At 57.4% G+C, this 14,549-nt stretch carries 10 protein-coding genes and 2 pseudogenes; 3 read left to right on the top strand and 9 right to left on the bottom strand.

Annotated elements, in window-relative coordinates; translation table 11 throughout:
- Positions 1–188: 188 nt before the first annotated feature.
- A complete protein-coding gene (locus ACB042_RS02910) occupies positions 189–785 on the top strand; it encodes a GPR1/FUN34/YaaH family transporter (RefSeq protein ID WP_005336948.1) in 597 nt (198 codons plus the stop codon).
- A 56-nt stretch (positions 786–841) separates the two neighbouring features.
- On the opposite strand, the pseudogene ACB042_RS02905 reads toward ACB042_RS02910, so the two are convergent.
- From ACB042_RS02905 to ACB042_RS02895, 3 genes and pseudogenes are all read right to left on the bottom strand, one after another.
- A pseudogene (locus ACB042_RS02905) lies at positions 842–1,165 on the bottom strand (IS4 family transposase); the annotation flags it as partial.
- A gap of 22 nt (positions 1,166–1,187) precedes the next feature.
- Positions 1,188–1,897 (bottom strand): annotated as a pseudogene (locus tag ACB042_RS02900) (leucine zipper domain-containing protein); the annotation flags it as partial.
- 84 nt (positions 1,898–1,981) lie between these two features.
- Positions 1,982–2,203, bottom strand: coding sequence for an IS3 family transposase (locus tag ACB042_RS02895; RefSeq protein ID WP_371177747.1), 222 nt, complete (start codon positions 2,201–2,203; stop codon positions 1,982–1,984).
- Between the two features lie 68 nt (positions 2,204–2,271).
- On the opposite strand from ACB042_RS02895, the gene ACB042_RS02890 reads away from it, so the two are divergent.
- On the top strand, positions 2,272–2,706 hold the full coding sequence (locus ACB042_RS02890; RefSeq protein ID WP_371177827.1) for a YcgN family cysteine cluster protein: 435 nt from the start codon (positions 2,272–2,274) through the stop codon (positions 2,704–2,706).
- Positions 2,707–3,308: 602 nt separating this feature from the next.
- Here ACB042_RS02890 and pflB read toward each other — a convergent pair.
- From pflB to ACB042_RS02870, 4 genes are all read right to left on the bottom strand, one after another.
- Positions 3,309–5,591: a formate C-acetyltransferase gene (gene pflB, locus ACB042_RS02885; protein WP_005333618.1), complete on the bottom strand. Its 2,283-nt coding sequence runs from the start codon at positions 5,589–5,591 to the stop codon at positions 3,309–3,311.
- 46 nt (positions 5,592–5,637) lie between these two features.
- Complete coding sequence (gene focA / locus ACB042_RS02880; RefSeq protein ID WP_005333620.1) at positions 5,638–6,486, bottom strand: formate transporter FocA; 849 nt, start codon at positions 6,484–6,486, stop codon at positions 5,638–5,640.
- A 381-nt stretch (positions 6,487–6,867) separates the two neighbouring features.
- Complete coding sequence (gene ycaO / locus ACB042_RS02875; RefSeq protein WP_371177746.1) at positions 6,868–8,628, bottom strand: 30S ribosomal protein S12 methylthiotransferase accessory factor YcaO; 1,761 nt, start codon at positions 8,626–8,628, stop codon at positions 6,868–6,870.
- A 193-nt stretch (positions 8,629–8,821) separates the two neighbouring features.
- Entirely contained in the window at positions 8,822–10,255 is a 1,434-nt protein-coding gene (locus ACB042_RS02870) for a glycoside hydrolase family 1 protein (protein WP_201991469.1), read from the bottom strand.
- Positions 10,256–10,421: 166 nt separating this feature from the next.
- Between ACB042_RS02870 and ACB042_RS02865 the strand changes: the two genes are divergently transcribed.
- Positions 10,422–11,285, top strand: a complete 864-nt coding sequence (locus ACB042_RS02865; protein WP_371177745.1) for a LysR substrate-binding domain-containing protein — start codon at positions 10,422–10,424, stop codon at positions 11,283–11,285.
- Between the two features lie 36 nt (positions 11,286–11,321).
- Here ACB042_RS02865 and ACB042_RS02860 read toward each other — a convergent pair whose 3' ends face one another.
- Both ACB042_RS02860 and metE read right to left on the bottom strand, forming a co-directional pair.
- Positions 11,322–12,071 (bottom strand): ABC transporter substrate-binding protein, encoded by a 750-nt coding sequence (locus tag ACB042_RS02860; RefSeq protein ID WP_144712795.1) that lies wholly within the window; start codon positions 12,069–12,071, stop codon positions 11,322–11,324.
- Positions 12,072–12,244: 173 nt separating this feature from the next.
- Entirely contained in the window at positions 12,245–14,509 is a 2,265-nt protein-coding gene (gene metE / locus ACB042_RS02855; protein ID WP_371177744.1) for a 5-methyltetrahydropteroyltriglutamate--homocysteine S-methyltransferase, read from the bottom strand.
- Between the last annotated feature and the right edge of the window lie 40 nt (positions 14,510–14,549).

Below are 14,549 nucleotides of genomic sequence, written 5' to 3'. Positions count from 1 at the left end.
AACCTCTCAACTATTTTGACACCTTTTGCTCACCAAACAGCCTGCCTTGGTGAGCATTTGGCCTCTGATGCAAATAATCACGTAGTTTTTTTACGATTTATCCCCCTTGCCCCCTTGCGGGCGCGCCGCAGCCTGCCTAAAATCGCGCGTCTTTTGTTAACCCCACCTCTATTTTTGGAGAACGCCACGTGAGCGAAAAATTGGCCAACCCTGCCCCTCTGGGTCTGATGGGTTTCGGTATGACCACCATCCTGCTGAACATCCATAACGCAGGTTTCTTCCCCATCAGCGCCATGATCCTGGCCATGGGCCTGTGCTACGGCGGCATCGCCCAGATCATTGCTGGCATCATGGAGTACAAGCGTGGCAACACCTTCGGTGTGACCGCGTTCACCTCCTACGGCCTGTTCTGGCTGAGCCTGGTGTTCCTGCTGATCATGCCAACCATGGGTCTGGCCGAAGCCACTCCGCACGCCTACATGGGTTGGTATCTGCTGATGTGGGGTATGTTCACCCTGTTCATGCTGGTTGGCACCATCAACTACCCGCGCGCCAAGCAGTTCGTGTTCGCCTCCCTGACCGTGCTGTTCTTCCTGCTGGCCGCCCGTGACTTCACCGGCAGCACCCTGATCGGTACCATCGCCGGTTTCGAAGGCATCATCTGTGGCGCCAGCGCCATCTACCTGGCCATGGCCACCGTGATCAACGAGCAGTTCGGCCGCACCGTAATGCCGATCGGCGATCACAAGAAAGCCGCCGCCGTACAGCTGAAAGCCGCTGCCTGATAGGCAAGTCACTCAGATTGTGAAAAAGGCACCCGAGGGTACCTAATGCCAGTCAGTTAAGCCTGACTGGCATTGTTTTTATTGGCTTTTTTTACACTGCATTTCTGTGGTCTGGGCTTCACTCAGCGGAGGTAACTTCGTTTCCGTCGTGCAGGCGGCAGGACAAACGGCCCCACCTGCTTCTCCAGCTCTGCCACCCGCTTCGGGATACTCCCCGGTAACAGGTACGGTATGCAGCTCAGTTCATGGATGAGGTACGCCGATGACATGTAACAACTCAGCTGGCTCGCCTTGTACCCCTTCAGACTCACCACCATCTTCACCATCTGACTGCGCAATAGGTTGTACGCCAACAGCACGCCCCATAACTCCTGCCGTATCTACGAAGAGCCAGTCTGTGCTTGATCTCCCGATATACCAATTAGATTCACGCAACGCCGTCTGAATGAAGCGCTCTGCTTTGCCATTCGTTTGGGGGGTAAGGTTTGGTGCGCAGGTGCTTGAGTCCCAAGCGACGACACAGCTTCTGAAAGCGTTTCGACCAATAACAGGCGCCATTGTCAGTGAGTAGCCGACTGAAACGAATGCCACACGGGAGTGGTCATCAACCGCCACATGCACATACTCCCATCCTGCCCCCGGAGAGTCCTGGCAGCGGTCACCAGTCGCCCGATGGAAACGCCCCAACCTTCTGATGTCCAGATGCAGCAAGTCTTCCCGTTTCTCATGTTCATAGCGTTGTACTGAAGGGGCAGGTTCCAGATTAGCCAGTCGAATCAGTCCCATTCTTTGCAGGATACGAGCGACTGAACTGTGCCCTATGCCCAGAGATTGGCTGATGTGCCGATAGATCTGTCGTGTTTGTGCAGTTCGATAATCCTCTGTTAGCCCAGGTAATCAATGACATGGGGGCGGAATGCGGGTCGAGAAGAGCGATTGTACAAGCCATAGGGCCCCTCCTGGCGATATCGAGTGAGCCACTTGTAAGCGGTGCCGGTTCTGACGCCGGCAGCATGAGCGGCTTCTTCAAAGCGCAGACCCTGTTGAAGGATACTCTGGACAAGAAGTTGTCGACCAAAGACGCTTAATCGGGCATTTTTATGATTGCTCACTGGGACTCATCGGATGATTGGTTTGGTTGGAGCCTCCAATTCTCCAGGAATGCCCCGAGTGAACAACCTACAGAGAGAGCACACCTAGCGGGGGCCATACTGAATCGCCCCAAGTTTTCTAGACACACGATTGTTGAACATTGAACTGCTTTCAAACTCAGCCGGCGACAGTCCATCATCGGAACCATGAAACCTGATTAGGTTGTAATACATCTTGATATAATCAAATACGTTGCAGCAAGCTTCCCCCCTTGTCGCATAAATATTCTTTTTGATCAGCTCCCACTGGAGCCATTGAAAAAGCACCCCTTGAAATACCGGGTAACAAGGGGTATAACCACGCGTTTTATCAGGTGTAATAAGTGAGCGGTATGATGCAAGCCCCCTTTTGGCAGACCAAGAGTCTGCAGCAGATGACTGAATCCGAATGGGAATCCCTCTGCGATGGTTGCGGAAAATGCTGCCTCAACAAGCTGATCGATGAAGATACCGACGAACTGGTTTTCACCAATGTCGCCTGCAATTTGCTTAACACCAAGACCTGTCAGTGCTCTGATTACACCAATCGTTTCAAAAAAGAGCCTGACTGTCTGCAGATCACCCATGACAAGATCACCGAATATGACTGGCTCCCCTCAACCTGCGCATATCGCCTGCTGTCTGAAGGTGACGCTCTTCCGGAGTGGCATCCTCTGCTGACCGGCAGTCGTTCCGCGATGCATCAGGCTGGTCAATCCGTCCGTGGCAAAGTCATTCACGAGGATCAGGCGGGTGAATGGATCGATCACATCATCACCTGGGCCAGCTGACACGCTCAACCCACTATTCTCCAGAGGCAAGGGCTGCATAATGTGCAGCCCTTGTTGTTTCTGCAAGCAGGGTTTGTAGCTTCACACATATCTGGCTGGCTAAACCTGAGACCTCCCAGCTGCATATGGAAAGGCAGAGACAGAGGCAGAGGCAGAGGCAGAGGCAGAGGCAGAGGCAGAGGCAGAGGCAGAGGCAGAGGCAGAGGCAGAGGCAGAGGCAGAGGCAGAGGCAGAGGCAGAGGCAGAGGCAGAGAATGATTCCATAGTCACAGGCTTATGGGTATTGCTTGATACCCGCGATGGCGCCTCTGTTCACCCCTTAAACCTGATCAGCTGTTCCACGAGCCATAGCAACACTGATGCAATGGCAGGCAAAGCAACCGCCTATCCCCTTAGAGCGCGAATAAAGCATAATCGCATTACAGACGGGGCCTAGGTCAATCTTGGTGAGCTCCTCCCCTTAATCCTCTTCAAATACCCAGTAACAACTGTTGTGGTTGCGATGGAACTGGGGGCGATTCACAGGGGATGATTACTCCCCCTGAATCGCACGCATAAAAAAACCGGCGCCTTGGCGCCGGTTTTTGCTCACTATCTCTCTATTACAGAGAAGCAGTGAAGGTACGGGTGATGACGTCTTGCTGTTGCTCTTTGGTCAAAGAGTTGAAGCGAACGGCATAACCGGATACGCGGATGGTCAACTGCGGATATTTCTCCGGGTTTTCCATGGCGTCCAGCAGCATTTCACGGTTCATCACGTTCACGTTCAGGTGCTGACCACCCTCTACGTTGGCTTCGTGGTGGAAGTAACCGTCCATCAGGCCAGCCAGGTTGGCTTTCTGGGCTTCCATATCTTTACCCAGTGCATTCGGTACGATGGAGAAGGTATAGGAGATACCATCTTTAGCGTAAGCGAACGGCAGCTTGGCTACGGAAGTCAGGGAAGCAACAGCACCCTTCTGGTCACGACCGTGCATCGGGTTTGCACCCGGGCCGAACGGAGCACCAGCACGACGGCCATCCGGGGTGTTACCGGTCTTCTTGCCATATACCACGTTGGAGGTGATGGTTAGAACAGACTGGGTAGCAACAGCACCACGGTAGGTGTTCAGCTTCTGAATCTTCTTCATGAAGCGCTCAACCAGGTCACAGGCGATATCATCGACGCGAGCGTCGTTGTTACCGAACTGCGGGTATTCGCCTTCGATTTCGAAGTCGATGGCAACGCCATCTTCGTCACGAATCGGCTTGACCTTGGCGTACTTGATGGCAGACAGGGAGTCAGCGGCTACAGACAGACCAGCGATACCACACGCCATGGTGCGATATACGTCACGGTCGTGCAGCGCCATCAGAGAGGCTTCGTAGCTGTACTTGTCGTGCATGTAGTGGATGATGTTCAGCGCAGCAACGTATTGCTTGGCCAGCCAATCCATGAAGTGGTCCAGACGATCCATTACGTCGTTGTAGTCGAGGTACTCGGACTTGACCATCTCGGTTTTCGGACCGACCTGGATCTTGAGCTTCTCGTCCATACCACCGTTGATTGCATACAGCATGGTCTTGGCCAGGTTGGCACGAGCACCGAAGAACTGCATCTGCTTACCAACGATCATCGGGGATACACAGCAAGCGATGGCGTAGTCATCGTTGTTGAAATCCGGACGCATCAGATCGTCGTTCTCGTACTGAACGGAAGAGGTCTCGATGGATACCTTGGCACAGTACTTCTTGAAACCGACCGGCAGCTTCTCGGACCACAGGATGGTCAGGTTCGGCTCAGGGGACGGGCCCATGGTGTACAGGGTGTTCAGCATACGGAAGCTGTTCTTGGTGACCAGAGTACGGCCGTCAACGCCCATACCAGCCAGGGTCTCGGTCGCCCACATCGGGTCGCCGGAGAACAGTGAATCGTATTCCGGAGTACGCAGGAAGCGAACCATACGCAGCTTCATGACCATGTGGTCCATCAGCTCCTGGGCTTCTTGCTCGGTGATCAGGCCTTTTTGCAGGTCACGCTCGATGTAGATATCCAGGAAGCTGGAGGTACGACCGAAGGACATGGCTGCACCGTTCTGGGACTTGACTGCCGCCAGGTAGGCGAAGTAGGTCCACTGTACGGCTTCTTTAGCGTTCTTGGCCGGTACGGAGATATCGCAACCGTACTTGGCAGCCATCACCTTCATCTGTGCCAGGGCACGGTGCTGCTCGGAGATCTCTTCGCGCAGACGGATGGTGGCTTCCAGGTTGACGCCGTTTTCCAGGTCAGCTTGCAGGGACTTGAACTGGGCCAGTTTGTCGGCCATCAGGAAGTCAACACCGTACAGAGCAACACGACGGTAGTCACCGATGATACGGCCACGGCCGTAGGCATCCGGCAGACCGGTGATAACACCAGACTTGCGGCAGTTCAGGATGTCTTTGGTGTAAACGTCAAACACGCCCTGGTTGTGAGTCTTGCGGTATTCGGTGAAGATCTTCTCGACCATCGGGTCCAGTTGACGACCGTACACTTCGCAAGAAGTTTTAACCATCTTGATACCGCCGTTGGCGATGATGGCGCGCTTCAGCGGCTTGTCAGTCTGCAGACCAACGATCTGCTCCAGGCTCTGATCGATATAACCGGCATCGTGTGCGGTAATGGTGGAGGGCAGGTCAGTATCAAAATCAACCGGCGCATGAGTGCGGTTCTCGATTTTGATCCCTTCCATGACCTTGTCCCACAGCTTGGTGGTCGCTTCGGTCGCGCCAGCCAGGAAGGACTCGTCACCTTCATACGGGGTGTAGTTCTTCTGGATGAAGTCACGGGTGTTGACAGAGGTCTGCCATTCACCGGCCGCGAAGCCTTCCCATGCTTTTTGGAACTGTTCGTTAAGTTCTGCCATTTTTCATTACCTCACACGGTATTGATGTAGTATCCCGCAATCATCCTTAATGATGACGACGGAAGATAAACCAGTAAGTCAGACCAACCATCACGCCACCACCGATGATATTGCCGATGGTCACGGGGATGAGGTTGTGTAGGACGAAGTTGGATACGGTCAGGTCAGCAAAGGTTGCCGGATCCTGGCCGATGGCCTGCCAAAATTCCGGACTAGCCACGCTGTGGATAGCGATACCAACCGGAATCATAAACATGTTTGCGATGCTGTGCTCGAAGCCTGATGCAACGAACATGGCAACCGGCAGCAGCATAACCACTACCTTGTCAGTCGCGCTGCGGGCACCAAAAGCCATCCAGGCAGCAAGACATACCATCAGGTTACAGAGGATACCCAGCGCCACCGCTTCGAAGAAGGTGTGGTGAATTTTGTGTTGGGCCACTTTGAGGGCATTGAGGCCCCACTGACCATCTGCGGCCGTGTACTCTGCAGAAACGATGATCAGCGCCACCATCAGCAGACCGCCAATCAGGTTACCGAAGTAGACCAGACCCCAATTCTTGAGCAGCTGAGCCCAGCTGATGCGATTGGCAGCCTTGGCCACCAGTGTCAGGGTGGTGGAGGTGAACAGCTCGGCACCGAGCAGCACACAGAGGATAAGGCCGAGAGAGAAGCAGAGACCGCCAACCAGCTTGGCCATACCCCAAGGCATGGAACCGGTTCCGGTCGTCACTGTGATGTAGAAGATAAATGCGATGGCGATGAAAGCGCCTGCAGTAATGGCCAGTGGAATGACCTTGTATGCCGGCTTGGTAGCCTTGGCATAGGTGATGTCTTCAGCCAGTGCAGCGATGGCTTCGGGCTTGAGACAATCGAATGGAGATTCAGCTTTCAATTATTTTCTACCTGAATGTTTTGCCTGTTGAAATCATAACAAAGGGCCAAATAGCCAAAATTGACATTGATCAAGTTTATCAGAGTGCGATTGTAATTTTACTACAAATATTTTAGTGCGATGGCTACGCCACTTTACACTAGGTATCAGCTGAAACAGAAATATCACATTTTTAATGCAATGATTTTAAAGAATTTATTCTAGAGCATGGAAATGTAGCATTGGCAAGATATCTTTGCAGATCGACAGCACATCCCCTGCCCTGCCATCAACCCCCTTAGGGGTATTTTTTGTTTTTTATTTCATCTTTGAATAACAATCCCGTGCTTTGCCGCACGATAAACAGAAGGGGCCACACGGCCCCTTCCTTTACAGCAACAATCACGCCCAGTGATGGGCTCGCTTGGCCTTCTGCAGCTTCTCGTAGGCCGCCAGCAGCTTCTGGTGCAGCGGGAACTGGGAGAGCGACAGGTCGGCCGCCTCCAGACCGTGGAAGCGAGCTTCGCCAGTGGCGTTGGCCCATGCCTGTGCCAGCGTCTCTTCACCATACATGCGAGTGAAGACGGCGCGATACTGCTCCGGATCCCGCTCCTCGTCGAGGAACAACTCGACGCAGGCACGCAGGGCGCGGTAGTAGCTGGCACGCTCGGCAGTAAACACCGACTGGTTGAACTCCATGGTCCAGTCGATGAGATCCAGTGCGGTCTCCAGCTCACCGGCGGCCAGCGCCAGCATGGCTTTCAGCTCGCCAACGCGCAGGGTGTGCAGCGCGGTCCCCTTGGCAGCGGCGATGCCCAGCAGCTCGCGTACACGGGTACGCTCGTCGTGCCCCTCTTCATCCAGTTGATCAAACAACGCCATGTACTGCTCGGCATCCCAACCAAGTGATGGCAGTGCCAGGATCACTTCGCGCAGGTTGGCGCCCATGTTGTTGTTAGCCAGCAGCAGATCTTCGGCCGGATAGATGTCGGACATGCCCGGCACCAGAATGCGGCAGGCGTAGACACCCAGATGCTCGTAGTCGGCGATATAGACCGGCTGCTCCAGCTCATGGAAGATGCCGATCAGGTGATCGAACTCCTCCTGCGAGGTACCACGGAAGTCCCAGTCGGCAAACTCGAAGTCCGCATCCTGCTTGAACAGATCCCAGCTGATGAGGCCCGAGGAGTCGATGAAGTGGGTCTCGAGGTTGTGGTGATCCGCTACCTGCTCGTTGTCGAATGACGGCGGCACAAAGACGTCGAGATCCTTGAGACCGCGGCCCTGCAGCAGCTCAGTGACGGTACGCTCGAAGGCCACTTCGAAGCGCGGGTGGGCACCGAAGGAGGCAAAGCAGGTGCCGTTGCTCGGGTTGAGCAGCACCACACAGATGACCGGATAACGGCCACCCAGGGAGGCATCAAAGCTGTAAATGGGGAAGCCTTCCGCTTCCAGCGCCGCGATAGAGGCGGCAATCCCCGGATAACGGGCAATCACCTCGTCCGGGATCAACGGCAGGCTGATGGCCTCGGCGATGATCTTGTTCTTCACGTGGCGCTCGAACACCTCGGAGAGCGCTTGAGTGCGCGCTTCGGTCTTGGTGTTGCCAGCGCTCATGCCGTTGGAGACATAGAGGTTGCCGATGATGTTCATCGGGATGTAGACGGTCTCGTGATCGGACTGACGCTCGAACGGCAGGGCGACGATACCGCGCTCTTCGTTGTTTGACTGCAGATCCACCAACATGTCGGCGGTCACTTCACCGTCCGGGTTGTAGAACTTGCGGGTGAAGCTGTCGAGCAGACCGGCCGGGAACTGGTCACCCTCGATGGGGAACCACTTTTCGTTCGGGTAGTGAACGAAATCGCCGTTGGCGACCTGCTCGCCCAGATAGAAGTCGGCGAAGAAGTAGTTGGTGGAGAGACGCTCGAAATATTCGCCAAGGGCAGACGCGAGGGCCGCCTTCTTGCTGGCCCCCTTGCCGTTGGTAAAGCAGAGGGCGCACTCTTTGTCGCGAATATGCACCGACCAGACGTTCGGCACGGGGTTGAGCCAGGAGGCCTCTTCAATATCAAAGCCCAAGGCTTGCAGCTTGGTCTGGAAGCGTTCGATGGAGTCTTCCAGCGCCGCGTCCTTGCCGGGAATAAAAGTGTGGTCAGTCATCACGATATCCTGATTTTTATTGGCTCATGTTCGGCCGCAGATAATAGCAGGGGTCGGCGGCTTTGGCAGGACAAAAATCAGTAAACAGGGATGAGTCGCACGGTGAGAAACCGGCTTGCCCCCTCTCCCCCGCCACAAACAGCGCGGGCCCGGGGATTGCCCGGGCCCGCTGGTTACGCGACGCGATAAACCGTCAGAGCTGCTTGCCCTGGCTCGCAATCACCTGGCTGTACCAGTGGAAGCTCGCCTTCTTGATCCGGCGAAGGGAGCCCCCCTGCTCGTCACGCTCCACATAGACGAAGCCGTAGCGCTTCTGGTAGCCGTTGAGCCAGCTCAGGATGTCGGTGAACGACCAGGCGCAGTAGCCGAGCAATTCCACCCCATCCTGCATCGCCTCCTGGCAGGCCTTGACGTGGCTGCGCAGGTAATCGATGCGGTACTCATCGTTCACCTTGTCACCCGCCTCCAGCTTGTCGAACTCGCCAAGGCCGTTCTCGGTGATCATCAGCGGCAAACCATAGCGGGAAGAGAGGCGACGCAGGGCGATACGCATCCCGGTCGGATCGATGGCCCAGTCCCAGTTACTGGTCTCAAGGTGCGGATTGGGCGCTGTCTTGTAGAGGCCGGGGATGCCGCTGGACGGCGTAGTACCCTTCTTGCCGGTGGTGTTGATCCGCTGCAGGGTCTGACCGCCCAAGGGGTTATCTGTGTAGGTCAGGGTGTAGTAGTAGTTGACGCCGATGTAGTCGGGCGTCCCCTCGCGCAGCAACTCCATATCGCCCGGCAGGATCTCCGGCGCCTCGCCGTTTTCTCGCAAGTAAGCGAGCGCCGCCTGGGGATAGCGGCCAAAGCAGTAGGCATCCAGCCACCAGAGGTTGTTGAACTCCTCGGCGTTCTCATAGGCCAGCATATCTTTCGGGTCGCACGACGCCGGATAGGCAGGGGAGTAGGCAAAACTCGGGCCGATGAGGCCATTTGGCACATGCTGGCGAAACGCCTTGATCACTCGGGCATTGGCCAGAAACGCGATGTGGTTGGCGGCAAAGAAGCGCTTGCGATCCTGCACGGCAGGTGGATGGGTGCCGAGCTGATAGGCGTTAGTCAGGTTGTAGTTCTGCTCGTTAAGCGACACCCAGTACTTCACCTTGCCGGCAAAACGCTGATAGAGGGTCACGCAGTAGCGCTCGAAGTCGTCGATGATCCGTCGGTCTTCCCAGCCGCCGTACTCATCTTGCAGCGCCTGCGGCAGATCCCAGTGATAAAGGGTCAGCACCGGTTCGATCTGGTGGGCCAAGAGGGTGTCGATCAGCTTCTCGTAGAAGGCCAGCCCCGCCTCGTTCACCTCACCGCGACCGGTGGGATAGATGCGCGGCCAGCTCACCGAGAAGCGATAGGCCTTGAGCCCCATCTCTGCCATCAGCGCCACGTCCTCTTCCATGCGGTGGTAGTGATCCACCGCCACATCGCCGTTGCTCCCCTCAAAGGTCTTGCCCGGCAGCTTGGTGAAGAGATCCCACACCGAGGGCCCCTTGCCATCGGCATTCCAGCCTCCCTCCACCTGATAGGCGGCGGAGGCGGCGCCCCACAGAAAATCGCTCGGGAAGTCGTTGAACTTGTGGTGATGCATCTGGTGTTGCTCCTTCTGCGCTGATGGTGTCAGCCATCTCTGATAACTCGGCGCCCCCTGTCTGGGCGCCCGAAATGAATTGGCATAAGCATCCATCACTTCTAAAATTCCGTCCAATGACAAATTTGACCACTCAACATTCCCAACAGGAATGAAAGGAGCCCTGATGGAGCTACGGGATCTGAAAGCCTTCGTCACCCTGGGGGAGGTACTGCACTTCGGCCAGGCGGCGGTGCGCCAGCATGTTACCCAGTCGGCCCTGAGCAAAAAGATCAGGCGGCTGGAGGAGGAACTGGGCGGTGAGCTGTTCGAGCGCAACGCCAGCACCACTCGCCTCACCGGACTGGGCAGGGCGCTGTATGAGGATGCCCGCGCTGTGGTCATCCAGAGCGAGCAGCTCTCGCGCACCGCCCGCGACGTGCTGGCGGGCAATGTCGGCACCCTGCGCATCGGCTTTGGCGTGGCCACCAAAATCCTGGTGCCCGCCGCCATTGCCCGTTTTCGCGCCGAGCGGCCGCAGGTGACTATCGAGCTCAACGATCTCTCCACCCACCACCAGTTGCTTGCGCTGAGTGAAGGCAAGCTGGATCTCGGTTTTTGCCGCCTGCCCGCCCCCAAGGGGTGGCACGCCCTGCCGGTGGTCGAAGCCCACTTTGTCGCCGTGCTGCCCGCCAGCTATCGCGATGTGAGGGCATTGGCGGATCTGGTGGACAAGCCGCTGGCGATCCTGCGTCGTGACAAGGCACCGTCGTTTTACGATCACCTGATGAACTATCTGGCCCAGAGCGGGCTGCGTTTTCGCGATATCCAGTACGTCAACGACTTCGCCGCCGGTGTTGCCACCGCGGCGGCAGAGATCGCCTGGACCCTGGTTCCCTCCTCCACCACCATAGAGCACCCGGATGTGATCACCCTGCCCCTTAGAGATGGGGAAGCCTGCTGGCCCATTGGCCTGATCCGTCCTCCCCACAGCAAGGGGCCCTTGATCGATGCCTTCTGGGCAACCATCGCCGATATGGCGCCAAGATAGACACGCTGTTGGCAAACAGCAGATGGCGGCCGCGCATCAACGATAGCGTTCGACGATACGCGCCAACTCGCCGCTTTGTCGCAGCTGTTGCAGGGCACGGTTGAACTCGGTTATCCGGGTATTGAAGCGGGAGTGCTTGCCGATGCAGAGATTGAACGGGGTAGAGGCAAGCAGCAGCGGCACCTCGACCACCAACCCGGACAATCCCAGCTGGTTGAGTTTGAAGCGTGCCACCAGTGGGTCTGTCACCATCAGGTCCCCCCGACCCGCCGCCAGCATTTTGAAGACATTATCAACATTGATGGTGTGATGAACGGTGAAACCCGCCAGGTTCTCCTTGCCCCAACCGTTACCGAAATAGTCGAGAAAGGTAAGCGATTTGAAGTCGCTCAAGCGGCTGGCACGCTGAAATTCCGCCATGCGGGGATGGGCACGCTGGGTAAAAATGGTTAGCACAGTGGTAGTGACCGGCTCTTCCACAATTAGGGTATAGCTGCGCCGTTCCCGAGTGGCGATGGTGACAAAGCCATCGGCCTGCGCCATACGCACCAGTTTTTGTGCCCGTTGCCACGGATAACCTTCATGGCGAACCCGCAGCCCCATCTGCGCAGCCACCCGATCCATCACATCGATCATCAGCCCGCGCATCTTGCCCTGTTCGTCACGCCACGAATATGGGGCAAAGTCGTCAAAGTAGACCAGCTTCAACTCGGCCGCTGGCGCCGCCCATGCACTCTGCCACATCAGCAATCCCCACAGGATTGCACTCCCCAGACTGACTCTCATGGCCGCGACTCCATCCACTTCTGCCAACTCTGAGCCTAGTGCAAAGCGGCTGCGGCAAGGATCAGAAACCAGTGAAACAAGTGGCCAGCAAAAAGAGAGGGGAAGCAGTGGCTTCCCCTCTCTCGTTCGTTTTTCATCACGCCACCTTACCGATGGCGGTCACGGCTTGCCGGTTACGCCAGCTCGGCCCGCAGCACCTTGGTGGCATCAACCATCACCTTGAGGGCGGCCTCAGTCTCTTCCCAGCCGCGGGTCTTGAGGCCGCAATCCGGGTTGACCCAGAGCCGCTCGGCCGGGATCTGTTTGGCCGCCTTGCGAAGCAACCCCTCAATCCAGCTCTGGCTCGGCACGTTCGGCGAGTGGATGTCGTAGACGCCCGGGCCAATCTCGTTGGGGTAGTTGAAGCGTTCGAACGCTTCGAGCAGCTGCATCTGGCTGCGGCTGGTCTCGATGGTGATCACATCCGCATCCAGCGCCGCTACCGCCTCGATGATGAGGTTGAAATCGCTATAGCACATGTGGGTGTGGATCTGGGTGCTGTCCGCCACCGGGCTTGCACTCAGACGGAAGGCGCGCACCGCCCAGTCGAGATAGGCCTGATGATCCTGCTTGCGCAGGGGCAAGCCTTCACGGATCGCCGGTTCGTCGATCTGGATGATCTTGATGCCAGCGGCCTCCAGGTCAGCCACCTCGTCGCGAATGGCAAGGCCAATTTGCAGGGCGGATTGCTCGCGGCTCACATCTTCCCGCGGGAAAGACCAGCAGAGGATGGTCACAGGGCCAGTCAGCATTCCCTTGACCGGCTTGTCGGTCAGGCTCTGGGCAAATCGGGTCCATTCGAGCGTCATGGGAGTCGGGCGGTCGATGTCACGGGTGATCACCGGCGGCTTGACGCAGCGGGAGCCATAGCTCTGTACCCAGCCGAAGCGGGTGATGGCAAAGCCATCCAGCAGTTCACCGAAATACTCCACCATGTCGTTGCGCTCGGCCTCACCATGAACCAGCACGTCCAACCCGATGGCCTCCTGACGCGCGATGGCATCGCGGATCTCGGCCTGAATGCCAGCCTCGTAGGCGCTGTCATCGATGCGACCGGCGCGCCAATCCTGCCGCAAAACCCGGATCTGCGAGGTCTGCGGGAAGGAGCCGATGGTGGTAGTGGGCAGCAGCGGCAGCTTGAGATCCGAGCGCTGCAGCTCGGCCCTGACCGGATAGGGGCTGTGGCGATCAAAATCGCTGTTGGTGAGGCTGGCGAGCCGTGACTGCACCGCTTTTTTGTGCACCCGGCTGTCGGACTCCCGATCGACGATGGGCTGGCTGTAGGCGGTGATTTTGTCGAGCTCGCCCCCATCCAGATACTCTCTGAGCAGTCCCAGCTCGAAACATTTTTGCAAGGCGAAGGCGAACCAGCTGCGGGTCTGGGGATCCAGCTCCTGCTCCAGGGTCAAATCCACCGGGCTGTGCAGCAATGAGCAGGATGAGGCCACCCAGAGCCGCTCGCCGAGTTTGGCTTTCAGTGCCTTCAGAGTCGGCGCCAGCTTGGCCAGATTGGCACGCCAGACGTTGCGGCCGTTGATCACCCCGGCGGAGATGACCCACTGGGCGGGCAGATGCGGTACCAGGGTCTCCAGCTGCTCGGGGGCGGCCACCAGATCCAGGTGCAGGCCATCTACCTTGAGGCTGGTGATGATGTCGCGCTGATGGGCCACCGAGCCGAAATAGGTGGTGAGCAGCAGCTTGCAGGGGCCGCTCAGGCGCTCGTAGGCGTTTAGGTAGGCCAGCCGCCACTCGTCCGGCAAGTCCAGCGTCAGCGCCGGTTCGTCGATCTGCACCCACTCCACCCCTTGGGCGGCCAGTTTGGCCAGGATCTCCTGATAGACAATCAGCAGGCGATCGAGCAGTTCAAGGCGGGAGAAGCCGCTCTCTTTTTCCTTGCCGAGCCACAGATAAGAGACCGGTCCCAGCAGCACCGCCTTGACCGGCAGCCCCAGCGCTTTGGCCTCTTCCACCTCGTCAAACAGCTGGCTCCAGCCCAGCTTGAAGCGCTGATCACGGCTAAATTCCGGCACCAGATAGTGATAGTTGGTGTTGAACCATTTGGTCATCTCGGCGGCGGCCGCCGCCGGGCCGGTCGGCGCACGGCCGCGGGCCACCCGGAACAGGGTGTCGAGATCGGTCTCGCCATGACGGTGGCGGGCAGGCACTGCATCCACCAGCAGACTGGTGCCGAGCACCTGATCGTACCAGGCGAAGTCACCCACCGGCAGCAGATTGACCCCAGCGCCGTGCTGGGCCTGCCAGTGGCGTTCACGCAGCGTCTTGCCCACGGCAACGAGTTCGGCCTGAGTGGTCTCGCCACGCCAGTAGGATTCGAGGGCAAATTTCAGCTCGCGCTTGGCGCCGATACGGGGAAAGCCCAGGGTGTGTGCTCGTGTCATAGGTTCATTTCCTTATGCTCATTCATCTGATGGGAAACTG

Source organism: Aeromonas sp. S13(2024) (assembly GCF_041402405.1).
GTDB lineage: Bacteria > Pseudomonadota > Gammaproteobacteria > Enterobacterales > Aeromonadaceae > Aeromonas > Aeromonas veronii.
Note: the sequence above shows the minus strand (reverse complement) of the source record. Positions and strands in the feature narration are given on the sequence as shown.

Bases quoted from the DNA above. Each gene is read 5' to 3' on its own strand.
- ycaO (WP_371177746.1), bottom strand. From the start codon at position 8,628: ATGACTGACCACACTTTTATTCCCGGCAAGGACGCGGCGCTGGAAGAC.
- metE (WP_371177744.1), bottom strand. From the start codon at position 14,509: ATGACACGAGCACACACCCTGGGCTTTCCCCGTATCGGCGCCAAGCGC.
- ACB042_RS02870 (WP_201991469.1), bottom strand. From the start codon at position 10,255: ATGCATCACCACAAGTTCAACGACTTCCCGAGCGATTTTCTGTGGGGC.
- ACB042_RS02890 (WP_371177827.1), top strand. From the start codon at position 2,272: ATGCAAGCCCCCTTTTGGCAGACCAAGAGTCTGCAGCAGATGACTGAA.
- ACB042_RS02860 (WP_144712795.1), bottom strand. From the start codon at position 12,071: ATGAGAGTCAGTCTGGGGAGTGCAATCCTGTGGGGATTGCTGATGTGG.
- ACB042_RS02865 (WP_371177745.1), top strand. From the start codon at position 10,422: ATGGAGCTACGGGATCTGAAAGCCTTCGTCACCCTGGGGGAGGTACTG.
- pflB (WP_005333618.1), bottom strand. From the start codon at position 5,591: ATGGCAGAACTTAACGAACAGTTCCAAAAAGCATGGGAAGGCTTCGCG.